Source organism: Micromonospora sp. GCM10011541, assembly GCF_042650725.1.
GTDB lineage: Bacteria > Actinomycetota > Actinomycetes > Mycobacteriales > Micromonosporaceae > Micromonospora > Micromonospora sicca.
In genome coordinates, this window is the sequence record NZ_JBHSBP010000072.1 from 1 (window position 1) to 25,159 (window position 25,159).

A 25,159-nucleotide genomic window follows, 5' to 3' on the forward strand; every position below is an offset into this window, starting at 1 on the left:
CAGCGGAACATCCTGTCCCACCCAACCGCCAAGATCAAATGTTACGACCGGCTGAACCTGCCGCGCGCATCGCCGAAACGGTCCAGCATCTCGGCACGGCGCAACTCAGAGTCGACCTTGAAGGCCTGCAGTTTCCGGTGGCGAGGTGTGTACCTCGTAGCCTCGCCAACGGCGTGAGCGTCGACGATGAGAGTGGCTGCCTTGTGGTGGAGGGCGGCGTCGTTGCCGAGGGCTTGACGGCCGGCATCTATCTGCCGTCCGCCCCATGGCGGGAGCCCCACGTTGTTGCGGTGGGCGATGGCTTTCGTACGCCTCCGTTGCCGGACGTCGTCACATCGGCAGGGAATCTCGTCGTTCATCTGCGGATCGAGGACCCGTGGATCCCGCAGGAGTGGCCCCGGTGGCCCGAGGCGTCCAACACGTTCATCATTCGCGGCCGAGAGTGGCGGGACATCGGCGGCGACAGCGACGAGGCTGCGCTGTCGCGATACCTTGCGAGCGCTGGGCCGCTGCCTAACTCGTCGGGCGTTATCAAGCTGGCGTTCGACCTCTATCAACGCGCGGACGACGTCAAGGGATTCGGAATCCACGGAGACCTCCGCGCCGTTGCCGCGACGCTTCTCACCGCAGATCCTCGTGCCGCCTTAACCTCCATACTTCAAGAGCGCCTGTCACCGTCGGTGACGGTAGCGCCGCTTGTGAGCTCCGGTCTCATCATGCTCGCGCCGCAGCGCTACCTCTCTGACGACGACGAGATCGTGTTGTGGGGCCACAGCCCGGTCGCGGCTGCCATCGCCTCCGCACATCAGCTCGGGACGATGACGGTCCGCTCAGCGCTGTACGAGCGGATCGCAGCGGTGTGCGGCGCCCAGATGGTCGATACCTTGCTCATGGCCGACCAGGATCCGTACGCCGGTGTCGGCGCGTTCGGTGCCGAGGCCGAGCAGCTTGCTGCGATGGAACCGGAGCGGTTGGATGCGCTCTGGTTGGCCGCTCCGGTCGTGCCGGGTGGAATTCTCGACGGTGACGAGCGCTGGAGTGCGGCGCGCGAGCTGTTCGACGGTCGACTTCGGCCCGGCCTGGTCAGCCTCGCAGGTAAGACGGAACGACACCTGCGGCTGCTCGTGCGCTCTCTCGAGCGCGTCGGCGGACCCGAACTCGCGGCGGCCGTACGCGCTCGTGAACAGGGCCCGGGATGGCGTTCGCTGCCCGCGCTGTCGATCGCGCTGTGTCTCGCGTCGAGGCTTGCCGCGCGAGGGCACGAGCCGCTGGCGAGCGACATGCCGCGGCTAGTCAAGGCCCACGGCGTACTCGCCCGACGCGCGCCCCGGCTTACCACTGTCGATGTCGTACTGGCCGAACTCCTCGTGACGGGATTGGACCTATGAGCAAGCTCGACCCCATCGCGACGACCAAAGCCATGGTGGACGCGTACCAGCGGTACCTGCACACCCTGATCGAACCTCGCGACCCAAAGCTCGCCCGGGCGCTGGACGCGGCGATCGCCGCAGCGATCCAGGACGGCGTCACGAAAGGGCCGATCCTGGAGGTAACCCCGCCGTACGCGCAGGGGCGGTCGCTCCGTGAGCTGATCGGGGAAGGGGTGCTCCATCCGGAGTTCGCCAGCTTGGCCGGGGGGCTTCCGCTGGATCGGCCGCTCTACGTCCACCAGGAGCAGGCCCTTCGGAAGGCGACCCAAGGCCGTAACCTCGTCGTGGCAACTGGTACCGGCTCGGGCAAGACCGAGAGCTTCCTGATCCCAATCCTCAATCAGCTCATCGCTGAACGGGCAGCGGGCACCCTCGGGCCCGAAGTTCGCGCGCTGCTGCTCTACCCGATGAACGCCCTGGCGAATGACCAGATGAAACGCCTCCGGGTGCTGCTCCGCGACATGCCCGACATCACCTTCGGCCGTTATACGGGGGAAACGAAGCACACCATCCGGGCTGCCACCAGTGTCTTCGAGCAGCAGAACCCAGGAGAGCCACGGGTCCCGAACGAGTTGCTCAGCCGCGAGGAGATGCGGGCAAAGCCGCCCCACATCCTGCTGACCAACTACGCGATGCTGGAGTACCTGCTGCTGCGCCCGCTGGACATGGACCTGTTCGAGGGGGACTTCGCCGGTAAGTGGCGGTTCATCGTTGTGGACGAGGCGCACGTATACGACGGTGCCCGGGGCGCCGAGCTCGCCATGCTGCTGCGCCGCCTTCGAGATCGGGTGGCACGAGATGGCGTAATGCAATGCATCGCAACCAGCGCCACGGTCGGAGGCGATCCGGGTGCAGCGGCTCATTTCGCCTCGTCGCTGTTCAACGTCCCGTTTGAGTACGACGCCATGGACGCCTCTCGCCAGGACGTCGTCGGCGCCACCAGAATCGACCACCCCCGAGGCCAAGAGTGGGGGCCGATGCCAAGCGTCGCGTACGCACGTCTACTCGATGCCGACGATCCAGCGGCCGGGATTCTCGCCCATGCAGCCAAGGCCGGCTTCACTACCAGCGATGCTGGCGAAGCACTGGCGCACGAGCAGCGGGTCATGCGCCTACGCAGCCTGTTGGCTCGAGGGCCGGTGCCGCTGCCTGACGTTGCGCGGGAACTGCTGCCCGCAGATGAGCAGGCCCTCCCCGTGACGGCCGCCCTCGTCGCGCTAGCGAACTCAACACGAGACAAGACCGAGACGCCGGTGTTGTCCGCCCGGTACCACCTCTTTGCCCGTGCGACAGAAGGAGCATTTGGCTGCCTGGGGGGCAACGGCCCTCACGTCAGCTTGAACCGACGTGAACGCTGCGACTGCGGCGACGCCAGCTTTGAATTTGGATGCTGCCGCCGCTGCGGCACGGTCTACCTCTCGGGGGCGCTGGAGCGAGTAGGCGCGAATAGCATCTTCAGGTCCCGACGCACTTTTGATGAGCGCCGGGTGTGGCTGGCCCTGGCCGACGTGCTGAGTGCGGGAGCCGACGAGGACGACCTCACCCTGAACCCGCTCAAGGCAGTCGCCGGGAACGAAGGTGGGCTTTGCGCACGATGCGGCACCTTCAAGGTGGGACCGGCGGGCACGTGTCCGGCCGAGGGCTGCACCGGAGCCGAGATGCGGTCCGTGCGATTCATTAAGGACGTACAGGAAGAGCTGACGTCCTGCCTCACCTGCGGCGGCCGGGCCTCATCGCTGGTTCGGCTGTTCCAGACCGGCAACGAGGCGGCGGTCTCCGTCCTGGCCACCGCCCTTTACCAACTGTTGCCACCAGCGCCCGAGATGGAACAGGCGAATCGGCCAGGTGGTGGTCGGAAGCTACTGCTGTTCAGCGACAGCCGACAAGCGGCGGCGTACTTCGCGCCTTATCTCGACCAGTCCTACGGCCGCCTGCAACGACGGCGGCTGCTGTACCGCGGCATCCTCAACAGCCTCGCCATTGACGGCGACGTGCGGCTCACCGACGTGGTGACGCATGCCGCTGTTGAGGCCAACCAGTTCGGCGTCTTTGAGACGTACGACTCCAAGCAGGCTCGGGAACGGCGGGTTGCGCTCTGGGCCCAACAGGAGGTCGTTGGCCTTGATGAGCGGTTGAGCCTTGAAGGGTCCGGTCTTGTCCGCTGGAGGATGTGGCGTGATCCGGCTTGGCAAGCCCCGCCACCTCTGCGGGCGCTTGGTTTGTCAGAGGACGAAGTCTGGGACTTGCTGAACGAGTTGGTGCGCTCTGTCCGCACGCAGGGCGTCGTGGCGCCCCTTGAAGGCGTAGATCCACGTGACGAGGCTTTCGACCCACGGCGGGGACCGATCTACATCCGTGAGACGGGGGCGGAAGCCAAGCGGAAGGTGATCAGCTGGAGTCCGACCAGCGGCGTGAATAGGCGACTCAACTACCTGACCCGGCTGCTCAACCGGCTCGGCTCAACCACCGATCCAGCCGTCCTGCTCACGAACATCTGGAGGTTCCTCACGCTGGCGTCTCCCAAGGCATGGTTCCGCACGACCAACGACGCCAAGCTTGGTGTGGTGCACCAACTAGTGCTCCGAGTCGTTGGTTAGTTGATTAATTCTTGTGCAGTAGTTGGCGAGGCTGTCCAGGATCTCGTCGGCGGTCTTGGTCCAGACGAAGGGCTTCGGATCGGCGTTCCACGCCTCGATCCAGGTGTTGACGTCGGTTTCGAGGTCTTTGACGCTGCGGTGGCTGCTGCGGCGTAGCTTGCGGCGGGTCAGTTCGGCGAACCAGCGTTCGACGAGGTTGAGCCAGCTGCCCGAGGTGGGGGTGAAGTGCAGGTGGAAACGGGGGTGCGCGGCGAGCCAGGTCTTGATCGCTGGGGTCTTGTGGGTGGCGTAGTTGTCGCAGATCAGGTGCAGGTCCACATCGGGCGGGGTGTTCGCGTCGATGGTCTTGAGGAACCGCAGGAACTCCTGGTGGCGGTGGCGGCGCTGGTGCTGGCTGATCACCTGGCCGGTGGCGACGTCCAAGGCGGCGAACAGGCTGGTGGTGCCGTAGCGGACGTAGTCGTGGGTCTGCCGGCCGGGCACCCCTGGCATCATCGGCAGCACCGGGGCGCTGCGGTCGAGGGCCTGCATCTGCGACTTCTCATCCACCGCGAGGACCATCGCCTTGTCCGGCGGGTCCAAGTACAACCCGACCACGTCGCGGACCTTCTCGATGAACTGTGGGTCCTTCGACAGCTTCCACGTGTCCACCACATGCGGTTTGAGGCCGAACGCCCGCCAGATCCGCGAGACCGCGGTCTGGTTCAACCCGACCGCCTTGGCCATCGACCGGGTCGACCAGTGCGTGTCGTTGTTGATCGGCGCCTCTTCCAGGGTCTTCACGATCACCGCCTCGACCTGCTCATCGGTGATCTTGCGGGCGGCGCCCGGACGAGGCTCGTCCGACAGTCCCTCCAGGCGGTCACGCACGAACCGGGCCCGCCACTTGTTCACCGTCTGCGGCCACACCCCCAACGCCGCGGCCACGTCCTTGTTCGTCGCGCCTTCCGCACACGCCAACACGATCCGCGCCCGCAACGCCAACGCCTGCGCGGTCTTCGCCCGACGCGACCAGGACACCAGGGTCTGACGCTCCACATCGGACAAAACCAGCTCGGCCTTCGGGCGCCCTGTTCGTGGCATACCACGAAGCCTACTCGAATTCAGCAGCTAATCAACGACTCAGGACACTAGAGCCGCGTTTGCTGATGTGTGAGTCGGCGGAGGGCACAACCCTGTGGCAGTGCACGGTGTGTCGGAAACTCGTACCCGTCGGGGTGCGTGGGGTGTGTCCGACGATGAACTGCACCGGGGAGTTGCTGCCCTGGACGTTGCCGGCTGTCGAGGCGGACGGCGACCATTACCGGGCCATCTACCGGTCGATGAAGCCGATCCCGCTCGCAGTACGTGAGCACACCGCTCAGTGGAGGGGTGAGCAGGCGGCGGAGATCCAGCAGCAGTTTGTCCGCGGCGAGATCAACGCGCTGTCGTGCTCGACGACATTCGAGCTCGGCGTGGACGTCGGTGAGCTTCAGGCCGTCCTCCTCCGAAACGTCCCGCCAGCTACCGCCAACTACGTACAGCGTGCTGGGCGCGCTGGGCGACGAACCGACTCGGCCGCGCTGGTGGCCACCTACGCCCAGCGAAGGTCCCACGACCTGTCGAGGTTCGCGGAGCCTAGCCAGATGATCGCCGGGCAGGTGCGGGCTCCCTACATCCCCTCGGGGAACGTGCGCATCGACCGCCGGCACGCGCACTCAGTGGCCCTGGCGGCGTTCTTCCGGGACCAGTTCCGGGTGTTCGGGACCGTCTGGCGCCAGGTCGGGGAGTTCTTCCTACCCTCTGACGGGCAGCCTGCGCCGGTCGGCGTGGTCGCCGATTACCTACGACCAGTCCCTGATGCGGTGACCGAAGCACTCGCCAACGTCCTGCCGCTGACAGTGCAGCGGGAAATCGGCCTGGACTCCGGGGCGTGGGTTGACCACCTCGTGGACCTGCTCGAGACCGTCCGCGTCGAGGTGGAACATGACTTCGCGATTTACGCCGACAAGCGCGACGAGGCGGTCGAAGCCCGGAATTATCGTCAGGCAGATCTTTTCACGCGGTTGATGAACACGATCACGTCCCGTGAGCTCCTCGGCTTCCTCGGTAACCGGAACGTGCTTCCGAAGTACGGCTTCCCCGTCGACACGGTCGAGCTCAAGCTCGGCTTCGCCGATCCAGAGGAGGCCAAGAAACTCGAGTTGTCGAGAGACCTCAGCAGCGCGATCTACGAGTACGCGCCGGGTTCGGAGATTGTCGCCGGCGGCCGGCTCTGGCGCTCGGGAGGCATCTACCGCCTCCCGGAGCGGGAGCCCGAGCGCCGGTACTACGCGGTCTGTGGAACCTGCAACTACTACCGGGAAGACCTCGACCGACTCGACTCGGTGTGTCCCTCGTGTGGGGCGCAGCTGACCGGTGCACCCCGCCGCTACATGGTGCCGCTCTTCGGCTTTGTGGCAAGTCGCGAGGCGTCACGCGCCCCTGGTGGCAAGCCCCCGGTGCGTTCCTGGCACGGTGGCACCTATGTCGTCTCTCCAGGTGCGGAGGTCGAGGAGAGCATCCACGACTTGCCAGGAGGGAAGATTACTGCTCGAAGCGGCACCCGAGGTGAACTGATTGCCATCAGCGACGGCCGGGGTGGGAGCGGGTTCCTCATCTGCAGCTGGTGCGGCTTTGGCCTGCCGAACGGGAACAGGGCCCCGAGCAAGCACGAGAAGCCCGTCAATGGCAAGCCTTGCACGGGGCCATTTGAAAGTCTGTCGCTTGCACATAAGTACCAGACCGACGTACTGGAGCTGAGAACTGAGGGAGCCGCTGTTGTCGGACTAGACACCGACGCCTGGCGGTCGGTCCTGTACGCGATCGTCCAGGGCAGCAGCGAGGAGCTGGAGATCTCCCGGGATGACATCGATGGCACAGTCTTTGTGACTGACACCGGCGGCACCGCCCTGATGCTCTTCGACACCGTGCCCGGCGGCGCTGGGCACGTCCGCAAGATCGCGCAGAACCTCACGGCTGCTCTGGCGCGGGCGCTGAAGACCGTCAGTGACTGCGAGTGCGGGCCCGAAACGAGTTGCTACCGGTGTCTTCGCGTGTTCCGCAACGAGAAGCACCACGAGCGGTTACGTCGCGGCGCCGCGGCCGATGTTCTCGCCCGGCTCATCGGCAGAGCCCCCACCGCCACAGCTGGCCTGCTGCGGCTGAGCCTGGCTGAGCTGCCCCAAGCCGGCGCCATCGAGACGCGGTTTCTGCTCGATGAGGCCCCGGGGGAGGTGTTCGAGCCCGTGCCCAACAACCATCTCGACCTCTATGACGGCCGAGTGGTTATCGCGTCCATCTCCGGGGTGCCGGACGTTGGCAGGCTGTGGCTCCGCTACGACGACGCTGGCATCGCTGAGGCCGGTGTCCACCCACTCGATCGAGAGCCCCAGCAGGCGAAGGCTGAGGCAGTAGAGGTGATGGCGGTCTCGGTATAGCGGCGGCGTGGACGCCGTGAACTGCCCGCAATGACGGGCGCCCCTGACCGCGCAATCGTCGTGGGGTCAGCGGGAATCGCGGAAAGGCTGAGCGCTTGGGGGTCCCGCTGATAGGACTCCTGCCTGTAGTGTCCGGGGACGCCTTGTGGGGAGGTGGGGACGATGCTTGCTGGGCTGGAAGTGCCGCCCGCGGTCGAAGCGGAGCGGGTGATCACGGCCGTGCCGGCCGACCTGCGCTCCGGTGACCACCGCGGCGTCGTGGTCGACTCGCTGCTCAGGGTTGGCAAGTCAACCCTGGTGGCGCGAGCGGGGATCGCCGAGCTGCTGGACGCCCACCCGTCAACCGAGACGGTGCACCTCAACGTCCCGGTCAAGTTCCCGGACGGCTGGGAAGCCAATCAGTCGGGTGGTTGCGCTTCCGGCAAGACAAAGGGCGCGAATATGACCACTGCTGCCAGGCGCGGCCTAAGCAGCCGAAGAGGCGATTCCGGTCATCGGCACTCGCGTGCTTACCTGGCGGAAGTCAAGTGATTGAATCGTTCCTGCAGGTCGTCAGTGGTGTCGGGGAGAACAAGTGGATGTCTTCGATGTACGTGATCGGCTCATCGGAGACTACCGAGAGTTCACCTCAAGCTTCGTTGACCCGCGCGATGAGTGGGTCCGCGCCCACGTCCAGCGCCTGACCGCATCCGGCTACCAGTGGCCGGCGCCGTACCTATCGCTGAACCCGAACTTCGCGTCCGGCGGCACGGTCGACGGCCTGGTCGCCGAAGGGCTGCTGCATCCGGACAATGAGCGGATCTTCCGCATCAAGCACGACAAGTCGGATCCGGGTAGCCAGGTGCTCCGGCTGCATCAGCACCAGCGGGATGCGATCGCGACGGCGCGTGACGGTCACAGCTACGTCCTGACCACGGGCACCGGGTCGGGTAAGAGCCTGTCGTACATCGTGCCGATCGTCGACCGCGTGCTGCGAGCGAAGGCGGATGGGACGTACCGGCCAGGGGTGAAGGCGATCATCGTCTATCCGATGAACGCGTTGGCGAACAGTCAACTGCACGAGCTGGAGAAGTTCCTGTGCTGGGGCTTCCCGGACAACCGGCCGCTTGTCACCTTCGACCGCTACACCGGCCAGGAGAACGCCGAGGCCCGGCGCCGCATTCTCGCCGACCCGCCGGACATCCTGCTCACCAACTACGTGATGCTCGAACTGGTGCTGACCCGGCGCCGGGAACGGGACCGCCTGATCCGCGCCGCACGCGGACTGTGGTTCCTGGTCCTCGACGAGCTGCACACCTACCGGGGGCGGCAGGGCGCCGATGTGGCGTTCCTCGTGCGACGAACGAAGAACGCCTGCGAGGCGCCAGACCTCCAGTGCATCGGCACGTCGGCCACCATGACCACCGAGGGTGACGCGGCACACCAGAGGGCTGCAGTCGCGACGGTGGCCACCCGTCTGTTCGGCCAGCCGGTCCATGCCGAGCACGTCATCGGCGAGTCGTTGCGGCGGGCGACCACCGGCAGCGGCACAGTCGGGAACGCGCTCGCCGAACGGGTACGACACTGGCATCGGGACGGGCACGCGCCCGACCTCGAAGACTTCCGTCGAGACCCACTGGCCCACTGGGTGGAGAGCGCGTTCGGTGTGGAGCCGGAGGAGGGCACCGGCCGGCTGCTCCGCAAACGGGTCCCGCTCACCGTGCCGAAAGCGGCCGACGACCTGGCGGAGCTCACCGGCGAGTCAGCCGGGCACTGTCAGGCCGCCATCCAGGCGGTGCTCCAGGCGGGTGCGCAGATCATCGACCCGGAGACGGACCGGCCGGTCTTCGCCTTCCGGCTGCACCAGTTCCTCTCCAAGGGTGACAACGTCTACGTCACCATCGAGTCGCCCGCGCAGCGGCACATCACCAGCCGCTACCAGACCGTCTCGCCGGCGGGCGGCGAAACAGAGCGGAAGATCCTCGTCCCACTGGCGTTCTGCCGTGAGTGCGGCCAGGAATACCTCAGCGTGCGGCGCTCGGTGAACGGCTTCGAGGCACGGCAGGACTCGGATACCGGCGAGGACGGCGGCTACCTCTATCTCAGTGACGACCAGCCCTGGCCAGAGAGCCTGGAGATCGCCGTACAGGACGGCCGGCTGCCGTACTCGTGGACGGTGCTGGCCGACGACGGCACCACCGTGCCCGCGCAGGACAAGCTCAAATACCTGCCCGAGGTGGTGCACGTGGATACCGCCGGTAGCGAGGTCCAGGCGGGCAAGGGTATCGCTGCCGCCTGGGTCAGCACGCCCTTCCGGTTTTGCCTGCGCTGCCGGGTCTCCTACGAGCGCAGCCGGGGCAAGGACTTCGCCCAGTTGGCCAAGCTCTCGGCGGAGGGGCGCAGTTCCGCGCTCTCCGTCATCGGCGCCAGCGTGGTCCGCGCCCTCCGGGCCACGCCAAGCCTCGAGAAGCCGGCCCGCAAACTGCTGTCCTTCGTGGACAACCGCCAGGACGCCTCGCTGCAGGCCGGGCATTTCAACGACTTCGTCCAGGTGGTGCAGCTCCGGGGAGCGCTTTACCGGGCGGCCGAAAAGGAGCCGGAAGGCCTGACTCACGAGCGGGTCGCTCAGCGGGTCACCGAGGCCCTCGGCCTAGAGCTGAGAGAGTTTGCCCGCCGACCCGACGTGCGCTACGGCAAGGAAGAGATCTGGCGGGCGCTGCGCGAGGTGGTCAACTACCGCCTCTACCTCGACCTGGAGCGCGGTTGGCGGGTGACCATGCCCAACCTGGAGCAGACCGGCCTGCTGCGCATGGGCTACCGCTACCTGCACGAGGTCGCCGCCGACCAGGAGATCTGGGACCGCAGCCACCACCTGCTGCGCGACGACAACCCCGAGCACCGGTACGAGATCGCCGCCACCCTCCTCGACGAGTTGCGGCGCAACCTTGCCATCGATGTCCGCTGTCTCACCGAGGAGGGCTTCGACGAGATCCGCCGACTGTCGGCGCAGCACCTTGCTGAACCCTGGGCGCTGGGCATTCGTGAGCGGGCCATCGTCGCCGGGATCGCCTTCCCCAAGCCGAGCAGCAAGGGCCGGCCGCGCTCCTACCTGCACCTGTCTGGGCGGGGCGCGCTCGGCAAGTACCTCAAGCGGCAATACGACCGGCCGGGCCAGTCGTGCGGCGTCGCCGACGCGCAGGACATCATCCGTGATCTGATGGCGGTGCTGACGGAGGCCGGCCTGGTCATCGAGGCCATGCCCGGTGACGGTGACGACCTGATCGGCGGGTACCGGCTCCGGTCCGACGCGCTGCTGTGGCAGACCGGCGACGGCGAGGTGGGTGCGGAGGACCGGGTTCGTAAGCAGCTCTCTGGCGAGACGGGAGCCCGGGTCAACACCTTCTTCCGCGACCTCTACCGCGACACCTCGCACCTGCTGGCCGGCTTGCAGGCCAAGGAACACACAGCCCAGGTGACCCCGGCCGAGCGGCAGCAGCGGGAGGAGGAGTTCCGAGAGGGGGACCTGCCGTTGCTGTTCTGCTCGCCGACGATGGAGCTGGGCGTCGACATCAACGCGCTTAACGCGGTGGCGTTGCGCAACGTGCCACCAACGCCGGCGAACTACGCCCAGCGCGCCGGCCGAGCCGGCCGGTCCGGGCAGCCGGCCCTGGTGGTTACCTACTGTTCCACCGGCAGCGCCCACGACCAGTACTACTTCAAGCGGCCGACGCTAATGGTCGGCGGAGCGGTGCAGCCGCCCCGGCTCGACCTGGCCAACGAGGATCTCGTCCTGTCTCACCTGCAAGCGATCTGGCTCGCCGAGACGGGCGAGGAACTGCCCAGCTCGTTGGCAGGTGTGATGGAGACGGGGGGCGAGAGCCCGTCCCTGGAACTGCTGCCGAAACTGAAAAGGTCGATCGAGGATCCGGAACCCCGCCGCCGGGCCCTGGCCCGGGCCGAGGCGACGCTCGCCGCAGACCTGGCCGGCGAGCTGCCCGACGCGCCGTGGTGGCGGCCCAGCTGGGTGGCCGAGGCCATCGAGCGGGCGCCGCGCAGCTTCGAGGACGCCCTGGAACGGTGGCGCAGGCTCTACCGGGCGGCCCTCAGGGAGTACGAGGTGCAGGGTCGCCGCGCGGTGGACACGAACGTCTCGCACAAGGCTCGGGAGGAAGCGCGCCGCCGTGCCGACGACGCCCGCGTGCAGCTCAATCTGCTGCGCAACGAGGACTCCGACGAGCCCCAGACCGACTTCTACACCTACCGCTATCTCGCCTCCGAGGGATTCCTGCCCGGCTACTCGTTCCCCCGGCTGCCGCTGGCGGCGTACATCCCGGGGTTGAACGGGCAGCGGCAGGGCGACTACATCCACCGGCCGCGGTTTATCGGCATCAGCGAGTTCGGCCCGGGGGCGCTGATCTATCACGAGGGCGCCCGGTACATGGTGCGCAGCGTGCAGTTGCAGCAGGCGGCCACGCCCGGCCAGGAAGGCGTCCTCACCACGTCGGCCCGGCGCTGCCGTGCCTGCGGACACCAGCACGACGACGCCGTCGGCGTGGATCTCTGCGAGAGCTGTGGCCAACAGTTGGGTGCGGCGGACAGCAACCTGCTGCGCCTCTACACCGTCCGCACCCAGCGTCGGGAGCGGATCTCCTCCGACGAGGAAGAACGGCGCCGGTCCGGCTTCCAGATCGAGACGTCGTACCGCTTCCAGCACCACGGGGGCCGGCCGGGCAAGCTGACCGCCACCGTGGCCCCAGCTGGCGGCGGCCCGACCGTGGCAACCCTCGTCTACGGGGACGCGGCCACGGTACGCAGGGCAAACCTGGGCCTGAGCCGGCGCAAGGACGAGAACATCCGTGGCTTCTGGCTGGACACCACCAGTGGAGAGTGGCTGTCGGAGTCGAAGGCCGCCGAGAAGACCACCGACGAGGAGGATCTCCACACCGCCGACGAGACCAGGCGCAAGCAGCGGGTAATCCCTTACGTCGAGGACCGGCGCAACATCCTGGTGCTGCGGCTCGCCCGCAAGGCCAAGCGGGAGGAGGCGGTGTCGCTGCTCTACGCGCTGGAACGTGGCATCGAGGCGACCTTCCAGTTGGAAGACTCGGAGCTGACCGGCGAGCTGCTGCCCGACCCGGATGACCAGGGTCGGATGCTGTTCATCGAGAGCGCCGAGGGCGGCGCCGGGGTGCTGCGCCGGCTGATCGAGGAGCCGGACGCTCTGCCCACGGTGGCCGCGAAGGCGCTGGAGATCGCGCACTTCAACCCGGAGACCGGTGACGAGGCGGACCAGGCGGTCGCCGACGACGAGGACCGCTGCGTGCAGGGCTGCTACGACTGCCTGCTGTCGTACTCGAATCAGCCCCTTCACAAGCTGATCGACCGGCACCTGATCGTGGACCTGCTGCTCGACCTTGCGGACGCGGCGACCACGAAGACGGGCAGCCGGCGGGCCGCCGGCGGGCTGAGCGCAGACGGCCCGGCCGGGGAGTTCATGGCCTGGCTCGCGCAGGCTGGCTACCGTGCGCCAGACGGCGCCGGAGAGCGGGTCGCCGACGCGGTCGCCGACCTGGTTTACCGGGAGGACCGGGTGGCTGTGTTCGTCGACAGGCCAGGCGAGCCGTTTGGCGAGGGGCGTGACGTCGACGCCGAGGAAAGCCTCTACGACGCCGGTTGGACACCCATCCGGGTGACCGTCGGTGACTGGCAGAAAACCGTTGAGCGGTATCCGAGCGTGTTCGGACAGCACAGGGCAGGGAGCAACTGATGACGGTGACCGCGGAGCGGTTCGAGCCGGGCACGCTGGTCAAGGCGCGGGGCCGGGAGTGGGTGGTGCTGCCGGAGTCGGAGCCGGACCTGCTGGTGCTGCGCCCACTGGGCGGCTCGGACGACGAGCGGGCGGCCGTCCTGCCGGAGCTGGAGTCGGTCACCTCGGCGACTTTCACCTACCCCGATCCTGGCGATGCCGGCAACGCCAGTCGGGCCAGCTTGCTGCGTACCGCACTGCGGATCGGCTTCCGGTCGACCGGCGGCCCCTTCCGGTCCCTCGGTGGACTGGCTGTCGAGCCCCGGCCCTACCAGCTGGTGCCGCTGCTGATGGCGCTGCGGCAGGACACCGTCCGACTGCTGATCGCCGACGATGTGGGTATCGGTAAGACCGTCGAGTCCGGCCTGATCGCCACCGAGCTGCTGGCGCAGGGCGACGCGGACGGCCTGGCTGTGCTGTGCAGTCCGGCGCTGGCCGAGCAGTGGCAGCGGGAGCTGGCCGAAAAGTTCGGCATCGCCGCCGAGCTGGTGCTGCCCGGCACCGTACGCCGGCTGGAGCGGGACCTGGTCGGCGCGCAGTCGATCTTCGACCGGTACCGGCACGTGGTGGTCTCCACCGACTACATCAAGCGGCCGGAGCTGCGCGACCAGTTCCTGCGCGGCGCCCCCAACCTAGTCATCGTCGACGAGGCGCACTCCTGCGTGGTGGACGACAGCAACCGCGGCGGCCGCTCCCGGATGCTCCGCCACGAGCTGGTCCGCAAGCTCGCCGCCCGCGACGACCGGCATCTGATCCTGGTCACCGCCACCCCGCACAGCGGCAAGGAGGCCGGCTTCCGTAACCTGGTTGGCCTGCTCGACCCGCGGCTCGAGACCGTCGACCTGGAGCGCGTCGACGGCCGGGAGCTGCTTGCCCGGCATTTCGTGCAGCGCCGCCGGGTCGACATCCGCCGGTTCCTGGAGGACACCCCCTTCCCCGAGGACCGCGAGTCGACCGAACGCGCCTACCGGCTGAAGGACGACTACCGCAGCCTCTTCGACGACGTGGTCGCCTACGCCCGGCAGACCGTACGGGACCCGATCGGCGGGCAGGTGCGCCAGCGGGTCCGCTACTGGTCGGCGCTGGCGTTGCTGCGGGCGATGGCCTCCTCGCCGCAGGCCGCCGCCGCCACCCTGCGTACCCGGGCGGCGAACGCCGACGCCACCGACGCCGACGAGGCCGACGCGCTGGGCCGGGCGGCCGTGCTGGACCTGCCGGACGACGAGACCCAGGAGTCGGTGGACCTGGTGCCCGGCGCCGAGATCGAGGCGGATTCGGGCAGCCCGGAGCGGCGCAAGCTGCTCGCCTTCGCCCGCCGCGCCGAGGCGCTCGCCGCCAAGGGCGACGCCAAGCTCGACCTGCTGGTCAAGGAGGTCAAGACGCTGCTCGGCGACGGGTTCAACCCCGTCGTCTTCTGCCGCTACATCGACACCGCGGAGTACGTCGCGGACCGGCTGACCGCCGCGCTCGGCAAGAACTTTGCCGTGGGCTGCGTGACCGGAGCGCTGCCTCCCGAGGAGCGGATGGACCGGATCAAGGAGCTGGCCGCCGACGCGAAGCGTCGTCCGGTGCTGGTCGCCACCGATTGCCTCTCCGAGGGCGTTAACCTCCAGGAGCAATTCCAGGCGGTGGTGCACTACGACCTGGCCTGGAACCCGACCCGGCACGAGCAGCGGGAGGGGCGCGTCGACCGGTTCGGCCAGCGGGCGCCGAAGGTTCGCGCCGTGATGATCTACGGTACGGACAACCGCATCGACGAGATCGTGCTCAAGGTGCTGCTGCGCAAGCACGAGCAGATCCGCAAGGCGCTCGGCGTGTCCGTGCCGGTGCCGGACCGGAGCGACGACGTGTTGCAGACCATCGCCCAGGAGCTGCTGATCGCCCCCGACGCCCCGGAGCAGCTCACCATCGAGGGCCTGGGCACCGAGTCGCGCGAGGACCTGCACCGGGAGTGGGACAGTGCGGCGGCCCGGGAGAAGGAGTCCCGCACCAAGTACGCCCAGCGGGGCATCCAGCCCGCCGAGGTGGCCGCCGAACTGGCCGAGATCCGCGCCAGCCTCGGCTCGCCCGACGAGGTCGCCGACTTCGCCAAGGCCGGCTTCGCCGCGCTCGGCGCCGACGTCGTCCCGAAGGGCTACGGCTTCGACGCCACCACCAGCGGGCTGCCGCTGCCGGTCCGGGACGCCTTCCCGGCCGGCTACCCGGCGACCCTCGCCCTGCACAAGGATCTGCCCACTCCGCCGCGCGCCGCTCACCTGGACCGCACCGACCCGTACGTCTCCGCGCTGGCCCGCCACATCCTGGAGAGCGCGCTGGACCGGACGGTCGACGCCGACCAGCGGCCGGCCCGCCGGGCCGGGGTGATGCGCACCTCGGCGGTGACCAAGCGGACGACGCTGCTGCTGGTCCGGTTCCGGCTGCACCTGACCCTGCCCACCCGCACCGCGGACGCCGAGCCGCGCCGAATGGTCGCCGAGGAGGCGCGGATGCTGGCGTTTCGGGGCGCACCGGCCGCCGCCGAGTGGCTGCCCGACGAGGAGGTCGCCGCGCTGCTGTCGGCCGCCCCGACGGGCAACGTGCTGCCGGAGGCCGCCACGCCGCTGCTAGAGCGGGTGATCGGCAAGCTCGATGAGGTCACCGCCCACCTGGACGTCACCGCCGACGGCCTGGCCGAGGCGCTGCGTACCTCGCACATCCGGGTGCGGGAGGCGGCCGGGCAGCGGGTCCGCCGCCACATCACCGTCACCGCCCAGAAGCCCGCCGACGTGCTCGGCGTCTACGTCTACCTCCCGGAGGCCACCTCATGACGGCCGTGACCTATCCCGCCGTCCGGGTCGAGGGCGGGCTGCTCCCCGCCGGCCTGGCGCAGCGAGTCGGGGACGGCGCGGCCGACCTGCCCGGTGCGGAAGCCGCCAGCTACGGCCTCCAGTCCGGCGAGTCGGTGCGCCGCTACGCCAACCGCTCCTTCGCCTACCTCCAGGACGTGTGGCGGGACTTCACGCGGCAGCGTGAGCGCGCCGGTGACAACGCCCCGGCCCGGCTGACCCGGGAGCGGTGGCTGCTGATCCTGCTGCGCGAGCTGGGCTACGACGGCATCGAGTCGCTGCCCGGCGGCATCACCGTGGACGAGAAGGCGTTCCCGGTCACCCACCGCTTCGAGGCCGTACCGATGCATCTGCTCGGCTGGGGCACGGACCTGGACCGGCGGACGGCAGGGATGCGCGGCGCGGCCGCCGCCGCCCCGCACTCGCTGATGCAGCAGCTGCTCAACCGCTCCGACAAGCACCTGTGGGGGGTCGTCTCCAACGGTCAGCGGCTGCGGCTGCTGCGCGACTCGACCAGCCTGGTCGGCAGCGCGTACCTCGAATTCGACCTGGAGGCGATCTTCGAGGGTGACCTGTTCCCTGACTTCGTGCTGCTCTACCGGGTGGCGCACGCCAGCCGGCTCGCGGTCCGCGACGCGGCCGGCGGGCCGTCGTCCTGTCTGCTGGAGCAGTGGCGGGCGTACGGCGCGAAGCAGGGCGAGCGGGCCCTGGAGCAGCTGCGCGACGGGGTGGAGGCGGCGCTGGAGATCCTCGGCACCGGCTTCCTCGACCACCCCGACAACGCCGGGCTGCGGGAGCGGATCGAGGTCAGCCTGTCGCTGGAGGACTACAAGCGCTCCCTGCTGCGGCTGGTCTACAGGCTGCTGTTCTGGCTCGTCGCCGAGGACCGGGACGCGCTGCTCGACCCTGCGGCGGGACCCGAGGCGCGGCGGCGCTACGACACCTACTTCTCCGCGCGACGGCTGCGGGAGCTGGCGTTGCGCCGCCGGCACTCCGGCCACGGCGACCTGTGGGAGTCGGTGCGGCTGGTCTTCGACATCCTCGGCAAGGAGTCTGGGCAGCCGAGCTTGGCGCTGCCCGGCATCGGCGGCCTCTACGAGCCCGGCCCGCTGGACACCCCCATCGCCGAGGCCAGCCTGAGCAACACCGCGCTGCTGCGCGCGGTCGAGGCCCTGGCGGTGCTGCCGGGGCGCAAGGGCGCCGGCCGGCAGCGAGTCGACTTCCAGCACCTCGGCGCCGAGGAGCTGGGCAGCGTTTACGAGTCGCTGCTGGAGCTGCGCCCCCGCTGGGACGCAGCGGCCCGCCGCTTCCACGCCGAGCGGCTGGCCGGCAACGAGCGCAAGACCACCGGCTCTTACTACACCCCGTCGTCGCTGGTGGAGTGCCTGCTCGACTCGGCGCTCGACCCGCTGCTGGACGAGGCGACCGCACTGCCCACCCCGGAGGAGCGGGTCAAGGCGCTGCTGGACCTGACGGTCTGCGACCCGGCCTGTGGGTCGGGGCACTTCCTGATCGCGGCTTCGCGCCGGATCGCCAAACGGGTCGCCGCCGAGGAGACCGACGAACTGGAGCCGTCGCCGGCCGCGGTCCGCTCGGCGATGCGCCGGGTCGTCGCCCGCTGCATCTACGGCGTGGACGTCAACGAGATGGCCGCCGAACTGGCCAAGGTGTCGCTCTGGCTGGAGGCCATGGAGCCGGGCCGGCCGCTCGGCTACCTCGACGCCAACATCCGGGTCGGCAACTCCCTGCTCGGCGTAACGCCGCGCCTGCTGAAGGACGGCATCCCGGACGCCGCCTTCGCCGCCCTTACCGGCGACGACAAGAAGGTCGCCACCGAGTTGAAGAAGCAGAACGCCAAGGAGTTGGGTGGGCAGGACACCCTCTTCCGCGTTTCAGGTTTTGACGTCGGCAATACCGGGCTCGCAGAGCAGGCAAAGAAGATCGTCTACGCCGAGCCTCGCTCGCTGGCAGACGTGCATGTGCAGGGGCAGCGTGCCCGGTTGTTGGAGCAGGACCGCAAGCGCGTCAAGCTGATAGCTGACGCCTGGTGCGCTGCTTTCGTGCAGCCAAAGACTCCGGCGACCCGACTGACCGCAGTCACTCAAGGCGCCTTGGAGAGCCTGGCCAAGGGTGAAGCAACTCTGGAGATGCACAGGCTCGAGTCCACGGTGGAGGAGTTGACGCGGCAGTACCGCTTTTTTCATTGGCACATCGAGTTCCCGCACATCTTTCGAGTGCCGGAGTACGGCCCGGTGGACGAGGCCACCGGCTGGCAGGGCGGCTTCTCCTGTGTCCTCGGCAACCCGCCCTGGGAGCGGGTCAAGCTCCAGGAGCAGGAGTTCTTCGCCGCCAGAGACCCGGAGATCGCGGGAGCGAAGAACGCCGCCGCCCGCAAGAAGGCCATCGCCGCCCTCGCCGACAGCGAGGAGCCGAGCAAGCAGATGTTGTACGCGGAGTGGATTGCCGCCCTGCACGGGGCGGACGGGTTCAGCCACCTGCTGCGGTCGTCGGGGCGCCATCCGCTGACCGGCAAGGGTGACATCAACACGTACTCGGTGTTCACCGAGACGGCCCGGGTGGTGCTGCACCCGCGCGGCGCGCTCGGCATCATCGTGCCGACCGGCATCGCCACGGACGCGACCACCCAGGACTTCTTCAAGGACCTAGTGGTCACCAAGAGCCTGGTGTCGCTGTACGACTTCGAGAACGAGGAGAAGATCTTCCCGAATGTCCACCACGCATTCCGCTTCGCTCTGCTCTCGGTTAGCGGCCGTCACCGCGTGGCCGAGCGCGTCTCGCTGGTGTTCCGCGTCCGCCAAGCGAACCAGATTGCGGCCCGGGCCTACTCACTGACTCCCGACGAGATCACCCTGCTCAACCCGAACACGGGTACCTGTCCAGTGTTCCTGGCCCGCCGTGATGCCGAGGTCACGCTCGGGATCTATCGCCGAGTGCCGGTTCTGTGGCGTGAGGGGGCGCGCGATGGCAACCCCTGGGGTCTCTCCTTCATGTCCATGTTCCACATGGCCAATGACTCCGGCCTGTTCCGGACCGCTGGCGAACTGTCGGAAGAGGGTTGGCAACTCGTCGGCAATGTCTTCGTTCGGGGGGATAGTCGAATGCTGCCGCTCTACGAAGCGAAAATGATCGGTCATTGGGATCATCGTGCAGCCGACGTCGTTCATAACGCTGGTGCAACTCAGCGGCAGAATGTCCCCGCATATTTGTCTGATAGTGACCATCGAGACACGCTTCGCTCGCCGATCCCGATGTATTGGATCGCAGAAGATTCCGTTGAGCAGAGACTCGAAGTTCATGGAGACGTCCCCTGGCTTCTGACTTGGCGGGACGTAACCGCTTCAACAAATGAACGGACCCTGATTTCGACGGTGATCCCCCGTATGGGAGTGGGGCACACTAGCCCCATCGCTCTGCTTGCTGGTGGAAAGGCGTTCGCTGCTGGTCTGATTGCAAACCTTGGTGCATTTATTATGGACTATGCGGTGAGGCAAAAAGTGTCGGGCTTGCATCTAACCTATAGCTACATGAAGCAATTTCCGGTGCTACCCCCGGAGTGCTACGAGAGTTCAGTGCCGTGGGGCCGGAACGATGAGACACTGGGTTCCTGGGTCGAGGCGCGGGTGTTGGAGCTGACTTTTACGTCGAACGATCTGGCGCCCTACGCTCGCGATTTCGGCTACGACGGCCCGCCGTTCCGCTGGGATCCAGCACGACGCGAGTGGCTCCGCGCCGAGCTGGATGCGGCGTACTTCCACCTCTACGGCATCGACCGTGACGACGTGGACTACATCATGGACACCTTCAAGGTCGTCCGCCAGAAGGACGAGGCCGCCCACCGCGAATACCGAACCAAGCGCCTCATCCTCGACCGCTACGACGCCATGAGTTTGGCTGTTCGTGCCGAAGGGGGCTACGAGACCCCTCTGCAGCCCCCGCCCGGCGGCCGACAGGCGGCGACCTAAGTGGGGCGGCATTGGGTCCGCGGCCATTACGTCCGGGGCCATTTCCGAAATGGCTTCTGGGTAGAAGGCCACTGGCGTGGTGATCATTCAAGGCTGTCGACTGATAGTGACATGCCCCCGCCCCCACCGTCGCCCAGACCGATTCCGCCGCAGCGGCGGAAAGCAAGGGTCACTGCAAGTGTTGACCGTGCCCCGATGTCACCGCGCCCTGTTTGGCGTACTCCGCAGCCGGGCGAGTTGCCCTACAGACCGCCAGTCAGCCGGAAGCAATCCGGCGGTGCCGGTCGGGTAGTCATGTCTTTGTCGCTGGCCGTACTGCTGGGAAGTTTCCTGAGTTGGTGCGGCTCTTCTGAGGATGAAACGCTGGCTGCCAAAGAAGAGCGGCAGGAGCGTGCTCTAGCGATTCTCGAAGAGCAGTCTCGTTCCACTCCGCCTCCGTCGTCTTCTCCTATCACCGGGTGGGCTGATCCCTCTGCCAGCAGTTCTTGCCGCATCGAGAAAAATGCTTATGACGCCTGGCATCAGGGTCTCGATCCGATCACGAGCGGCTTTGACTCGCCTTCTCCCGTAGAACTTCGAAAGCTAAAGCGCGAGGCTGAGGCCTATAGCCTCGCGGTTGCGCCGTTGACGGAACGCTGATCAGTTGATCCTCGCTATCGCGTCGTACCGGGCGGCGGTGGCAACCGCGATTTCCGAACCCGACGGAATCCAATCGCTGGCGTCGATGGTCACGGCTGGTCTTGCCGTCAACGGCGAACATCGGTCATTTCAGGCCGCCTGTGCAGGTTAGCGTGGCGAGGGTTGATAGGAGTTGGCCCCGCCACAAAAGACGAGGTCGGTCCAACCCTCCCGAGCGGCGATGTTGGCTCCTTCGCTCGTGAAGTACGAGTAGATGCGTTTGTCGATCACTGCGTGTGCCCTTGTGGCATGTGGGACGAGTTCGGGCACCATCTCCGTCTCAGGTGGGTGCTGCACCGCCGGCCAGTGGATCAACCTTTCGAACGGGCTGCCTGGGTAGTTGTGGTAGTGAGTGAATAACACCGGCTGTCCTGTCGCCTCCCACCGCTCGACCAGTTCTACGACCTTGGGGATAACGTGTCGGCTCTTGTCATTGATGTAACCGTTCTGCATATCGATGACGACCAGTGCCGCCCGCGTGCTGCTCACATCAGCTGATTCTGCCACTCACCGGCTCTGCTTCGCGAAGCGCGGCTGAGGCAGCCCATCAAGCGGACTTCGGACTCGACAACAGCAATCCTTCCGCTCTTTCCGTGAGGCCGCGCCAGTGGAATGTCTCGCTCGCGGAGGAAGAGCTCAAAGCCTCACCATCAATCTCAACGCCGGCTGCCCTCAGGCGTTGAGTATGATCGCCGTACGCAGGGTGAGAAGCGAGGGTGTGCTTGGCGTATGGGAAGGCGAGGACTGGTAAGTCCGAGCCGATCACCTCGTTGAGAATACCGAGGGCTAGGCAATCGCTGATTCCTAGTGCCCACTTGTTGATGGTGTTGAAGGTGGCCGGGGCGACCATTACCACGTCGGCCTTTGGATGCAAGTCCGGCTCACCCGGCAGTCGCCATTGGGCGCGCACCGGGTAGCCGGTCTGATCAGCCAGCGCGTCCCGGTCGATCCACGTCGCGGCCGTCGGTGTAGCGATCACGCAAACCGTCCAGCCGTCCGTCATCAGCAGGTCGACGAGTTCGCCGATGTGGAGTGCCGGGGGAGCGGCGCAGACGACGAGGTGCAGCACTGGCCGATTCGTCATGCCAGCAGCCCTGCCCGCTCAGCCAACGGTCGAAGCCCTGGCGTCGCGGCCCGGCGGTCCTTCGACAGTAGGTCCAGCAGCAGTGTTTGTGCCTGGGCGTTGACGCGTACAACCTCGGGTGCGACGCGTTCGGCCTCCAGGATGTGCAGCACGGCCAGTGATCTCCCGTCCGAAGCCATCGCGGCGGCGACGGCCAAGTCCAGATGCACCTGTGCCCGTCGACCGACGAGCGCGGTTGGTAACCGCGACAGGTCGACGCCGCCCGCGATTCCGATGGCCCGGTCCGCGTCATGTCGCTCAACCGCAGCCGAGACGCCGTGAATGGCGACGTTGGTGGGGCCGAAGCCGGTCCACAGCCGGTTTTGGTCAGACCCCAGCTCGGTCGCAAGCCTCTCAGCCTGGGTCAGGAGTTGGTCGGTGTCCTTTGTCCTCCCCTGCCGAGCGGCGATCACAGCAGCCAGCAGCAACAGCGCACCGTGCGCGGAGAGCAGGTCCGGGTCCCTCATTCGCTTGCCGCGCACCAACTGTTTGATGCTGTTCTGCGTCACCTGCGCCGCCTCGGTGACGCGCCCTGGTAGCCGCAGTAAGCCGCATGCAGCCTGGTAAGCGGCGACGGCTGTCAGTGCATGATGGTCGGTGAGTCGGGCCGCGGTGGATGCTCGGTCGGCGGTCAACAAGGCGCTGTGGCCGTCCCCCACTTTGGTGGCGAGCTTCGACGCCGCGATGTAGGCGGCGGCGAGCAGTTGAAAGGCACTGGCGCGATGCATACCCGTTGTCCTGCTCGCCAGCTCTGTTGCTTGACGCAGCGCCTCCGGCAGCAGCCGAGCGGCAGAACTGTAGCTGGCTCGCTGGTAGAGGTTGTGCACCCGGACCACGTTCCGGCGGACGTCGAGCAGGGGTGGCACTGGCTGAGCGAGCGGGTCGGGCACGTAGCTGGTAAGGAACGCACGCAGGCCGGACAGGAGTGGGGATCGAACCGCGGATGAGAGGTTGCGGGTGTCTTCGCCCATAGCCTGTCCTCGACGCGTCGCTACCGAGATATCGACGAGCATGTCGTCTAGTTGTTCGAGCGTAACCTGCAATGCCGAAGCGATTCGGGTCCGATGCCACGGATGCGGATCCGTCTCCGCGCTCTCCCAACGGACGACCGTCGATCGTTCCACCCCAAGGACTTCGGCCAAGCGTTCCTGACTGAACCCGAGCGCCTTTCGTCGCTGGCAGAGCCGGTGTCGCTTCAGGGCCACGGCACCCTCCCTCCGATATGCCGCCACTTTAGTCACCCTCCGTCGATCAGATGGGCGCGCAGATGCCTCAACTGTGCCTCACTTCGGCTTCTCGAACGCTGTAGTTCCTGCTCCGCTTCGCCCTGAGGGTGGACGCATGGCCCGGGGCGGGTGCTGGGCTCCGGTGGGGCGTGCCCGAACGCATCCGCCCTCCCCGCCCGCTCCGGTGCCACTTCAACTCTCGATCTTGGCGGAAGGGCTATCCATGGCTGCGGTGCTGGACGACTTCCCGGTGCTCACGCCGGTCAGCGACGACGACGTGGCGCTGGCCGTACGGGCGGTGTTGGCGCATGCGCCGGAGCAGTGGCCGGCGGGCCCGCTGTGCCGCAGCGAGCGGATGCCGCATCCGTGCCGGCTGGCCCGCTGGGGCCGAGGCACGCTGCGGGCGGCCGGGACCACCGAAGCGCGGGTCCATGAGCTGCTCGACGGCGGCGACTCGGACGCCTGGCTGTGGGCGTGAGCGGGCTCAGGGCGTACCCGATGGCGGGCTGGCTCGACCCGGCGGGCGTGCGGGACGCGGTCGCGCGGTGGCTGCGGCTGGTGGCGGCGGACGCCGAGCTGGCGCCGTACCTCATCTGGGTTGATCGGGCCCGGCTCGCCGGGCACCTGGCGCTGACCCTCACCGCGGCGCTCGACGTGCCGGCCGACGCGGTGGCCGCGGCCCGGCGGGCCTTCGCAAACGAGGCCGGCTCGTGACCGCCGGCCTGGCCGCGTCGTGGGCGGCCACCATGCGGTACGCCCGCGCCGCGGCCGAACACTTCTGGTGTGCGGTCGAGGAGCGCTGTCCGGGGCTGCTGCCGGAGCGGGAGGCAAGCGTGTTCCTCGCCGCGCTGGGGCGGCTGGCCAGCGGCGGCGACGATGCGGCCGGGCGGGCGGCACTGCTGACCGTGCTCGGCCGGGCGTACCGCCGCTACCGGCTGCTGCCGCACCAGCCGACCATCGGGGACGGGTTGACCGCCATCGTCGCCCGCTACTCCGGCGCACAGTGGACGCCCGAGCTGGCGGCGGCGTGGAAGCGGGCCTGCTGGCGTGCGTCGGCGGCAGTGGCCCGCTGCGCCGAGCGGGTCGGTGACGGCCCGGCCTGGTGGCCGGCCCAGGTCATCGGCCACGACCGGGCCGCCGACGGCATCGCCATCCTGACCGTACGCCCCTGGCGGCGCCTGCACTTCCGGCCTGGCCAGGCGGTGCCTGTCACCACCGAGCGCTGGCCCGGCCGGTGGCGCTGGTACTCACCGGCCAACGTCCCGCGCCCGGACGGCACGCTGGAGTTCCACGTCCGTGCCGTCGCCGCCGGCACGGTTTCCCGCGCCCTGGTCGACGCGGTACGCCCCGGCGACCAGCTCTGGCTCGGCCCGCCCTGTGGCACCAGCCTGACCCTCGACCCAGCGTCGCGGGCGGACCTGCTGCTGGTCGCCGGGGGCACTGGACTGGCGCCGCTGCGCGCCCTGGTCGAGCAGGTCGCCGGGTCGCGGGCCGGCCGGCGGGTGACCCTGGTCGTCGGCGCCCGCACCTTCACCGACGTCTACGACTCCATCAGCCTGGACAAGCTGCAGTGCGCCCACGACTGGCTGACCATCGTGCCCGCGTTCTCCCACGATGTCGCCGCCGAGCCGGGCGAGCGAGGCGACGCGCTCACCGTGGCGCTGGACTATCACCGGCCCGGCCAGGAGGTCTACCTGTGCGGGCCGCCCGCGATGGTCGCCGGGTCGCGGCTGCGGCTGCTCGCCGCCGGCATCCCGGCCGAACGGATCCACCTGCCCGAAGAGTTCGCCAGCTGATGGCCACCTACCGCAGCCGCAACGCGCTCGCCGGCCCGCTCACCCCGGACCGGCTCACCGCCGTCGATTTGCCCCGCACGTCACTTGGCAGGCGCGGCTACCGGCCGGACGAAGTCGACGCGCTGCTGCACCGGCTCGCCTACGAGCTGAACGAGCGGACCCGCCAGCTCGACCACGCCCTCGCGGAAAACGACCGCATCAAGCGGGCCCTGCGCAGCTGGCAGGCTGATATGCGAAAAGCTGTGTAGAGCCACAGAT

General features: G+C 68.0%; 16 protein-coding genes. 12 read left to right on the forward strand and 4 right to left on the reverse strand.

Annotated features, from left to right (window positions below):
- Positions 1–1,388: hypothetical protein (locus ACFOYX_RS28070; protein ID WP_377534541.1), on the forward strand; the 1,388-nt coding region annotated here is incomplete at its 5' end.
- On the forward strand, positions 1,385–4,027 hold the full coding sequence (locus tag ACFOYX_RS28075) for a DEAD/DEAH box helicase (RefSeq protein ID WP_322443732.1): 2,643 nt from the start codon (positions 1,385–1,387) through the stop codon (positions 4,025–4,027). The genes ACFOYX_RS28070 and ACFOYX_RS28075, both read left to right, overlap by 4 nt.
- On the opposite strand, the gene ACFOYX_RS28080 is transcribed toward ACFOYX_RS28075, so the two are convergent.
- On the reverse strand, positions 4,004–5,110 hold the full coding sequence (locus ACFOYX_RS28080) for an IS630 family transposase (protein WP_322443733.1): 1,107 nt from the start codon (positions 5,108–5,110) through the stop codon (positions 4,004–4,006). The genes ACFOYX_RS28075 and ACFOYX_RS28080 overlap by 24 nt on opposite strands.
- A 155-nt stretch (positions 5,111–5,265) precedes the next feature.
- Between ACFOYX_RS28080 and ACFOYX_RS28085 the strand changes: the two genes are divergently transcribed.
- From ACFOYX_RS28085 to ACFOYX_RS28110, 6 genes are all read left to right on the forward strand, one after another.
- The gene (locus tag ACFOYX_RS28085) at positions 5,266–7,485 is read left to right on the forward strand and encodes a Zn-binding domain-containing protein (protein WP_322443735.1); all 2,220 of its coding nucleotides are present in this window, start codon (positions 5,266–5,268) and stop codon (positions 7,483–7,485) included.
- A gap of 162 nt (positions 7,486–7,647) precedes the next feature.
- Positions 7,648–8,016, forward strand: coding sequence for a hypothetical protein (locus tag ACFOYX_RS28090; protein ID WP_322443754.1), 369 nt, complete (start codon positions 7,648–7,650; stop codon positions 8,014–8,016).
- Positions 8,017–8,059: 43 nt separating this feature from the next.
- A complete protein-coding gene (locus ACFOYX_RS28095) occupies positions 8,060–13,231 on the forward strand; it encodes a DEAD/DEAH box helicase (RefSeq protein WP_322443736.1) in 5,172 nt (1,723 codons plus the stop codon).
- Positions 13,231–16,077 carry a helicase-related protein gene (locus tag ACFOYX_RS28100; RefSeq protein ID WP_322443737.1) on the forward strand — a complete coding sequence of 949 codons (2,847 nt, stop codon included), beginning with the start codon at positions 13,231–13,233 and terminating at the stop codon, positions 16,075–16,077. Before ACFOYX_RS28095 ends, ACFOYX_RS28100 begins: the two co-directional genes overlap by 1 nt.
- A 134-nt stretch (positions 16,078–16,211) precedes the next feature.
- Positions 16,212–20,078, forward strand: coding sequence for an Eco57I restriction-modification methylase domain-containing protein (locus tag ACFOYX_RS28105; protein WP_322443739.1), 3,867 nt, complete (start codon positions 16,212–16,214; stop codon positions 20,076–20,078).
- A 294-nt stretch (positions 20,079–20,372) separates the two neighbouring features.
- Positions 20,373–20,717, forward strand: coding sequence for a hypothetical protein (locus tag ACFOYX_RS28110; RefSeq protein WP_322443740.1), 345 nt, complete (start codon positions 20,373–20,375; stop codon positions 20,715–20,717).
- Between the two features lie 147 nt (positions 20,718–20,864).
- Here ACFOYX_RS28110 and ACFOYX_RS28115 read toward each other — a convergent pair whose 3' ends face one another.
- The 3 genes from ACFOYX_RS28115 to ACFOYX_RS28125 are packed head-to-tail and all read right to left on the reverse strand — an operon-like array spanning position 20,865 to position 23,084.
- Complete coding sequence (locus ACFOYX_RS28115; RefSeq protein WP_322443741.1) at positions 20,865–21,245, reverse strand: isochorismatase family cysteine hydrolase; 381 nt, start codon at positions 21,243–21,245, stop codon at positions 20,865–20,867.
- A 58-nt stretch (positions 21,246–21,303) separates the two neighbouring features.
- Entirely contained in the window at positions 21,304–21,825 is a 522-nt protein-coding gene (locus tag ACFOYX_RS28120; protein ID WP_377534542.1) for a flavoprotein, read from the reverse strand.
- Positions 21,826–21,836: 11 nt separating this feature from the next.
- On the reverse strand, positions 21,837–23,084 hold the full coding sequence (locus tag ACFOYX_RS28125) for a helix-turn-helix transcriptional regulator (RefSeq protein ID WP_322443743.1): 1,248 nt from the start codon (positions 23,082–23,084) through the stop codon (positions 21,837–21,839).
- 244 nt (positions 23,085–23,328) lie between these two features.
- Here ACFOYX_RS28125 and ACFOYX_RS28130 point away from each other — a divergent pair, with 244 nt between their 5' ends.
- Genes ACFOYX_RS28130 through ACFOYX_RS28145 form a run of 4 tightly spaced genes read left to right on the forward strand, consistent with a single transcriptional unit; the run spans position 23,329 to position 25,149 of the window.
- On the forward strand, positions 23,329–23,583 hold the full coding sequence (locus tag ACFOYX_RS28130; protein WP_322443744.1) for a hypothetical protein: 255 nt from the start codon (positions 23,329–23,331) through the stop codon (positions 23,581–23,583).
- Positions 23,580–23,819, forward strand: coding sequence for a hypothetical protein (locus tag ACFOYX_RS28135; protein ID WP_322443745.1), 240 nt, complete (start codon positions 23,580–23,582; stop codon positions 23,817–23,819). Before ACFOYX_RS28130 ends, ACFOYX_RS28135 begins: the two co-directional genes overlap by 4 nt.
- Complete coding sequence (locus ACFOYX_RS28140; protein ID WP_322443746.1) at positions 23,816–24,901, forward strand: FAD-binding oxidoreductase; 1,086 nt, start codon at positions 23,816–23,818, stop codon at positions 24,899–24,901. Before ACFOYX_RS28135 ends, ACFOYX_RS28140 begins: the two co-directional genes overlap by 4 nt.
- Positions 24,901–25,149 (forward strand): DivIVA domain-containing protein, encoded by a 249-nt coding sequence (locus tag ACFOYX_RS28145; protein ID WP_322443748.1) that lies wholly within the window; start codon positions 24,901–24,903, stop codon positions 25,147–25,149. The genes ACFOYX_RS28140 and ACFOYX_RS28145 overlap by 1 nt, the downstream gene beginning before the upstream one ends.
- Positions 25,150–25,159: the final 10 nt, after the last annotated feature.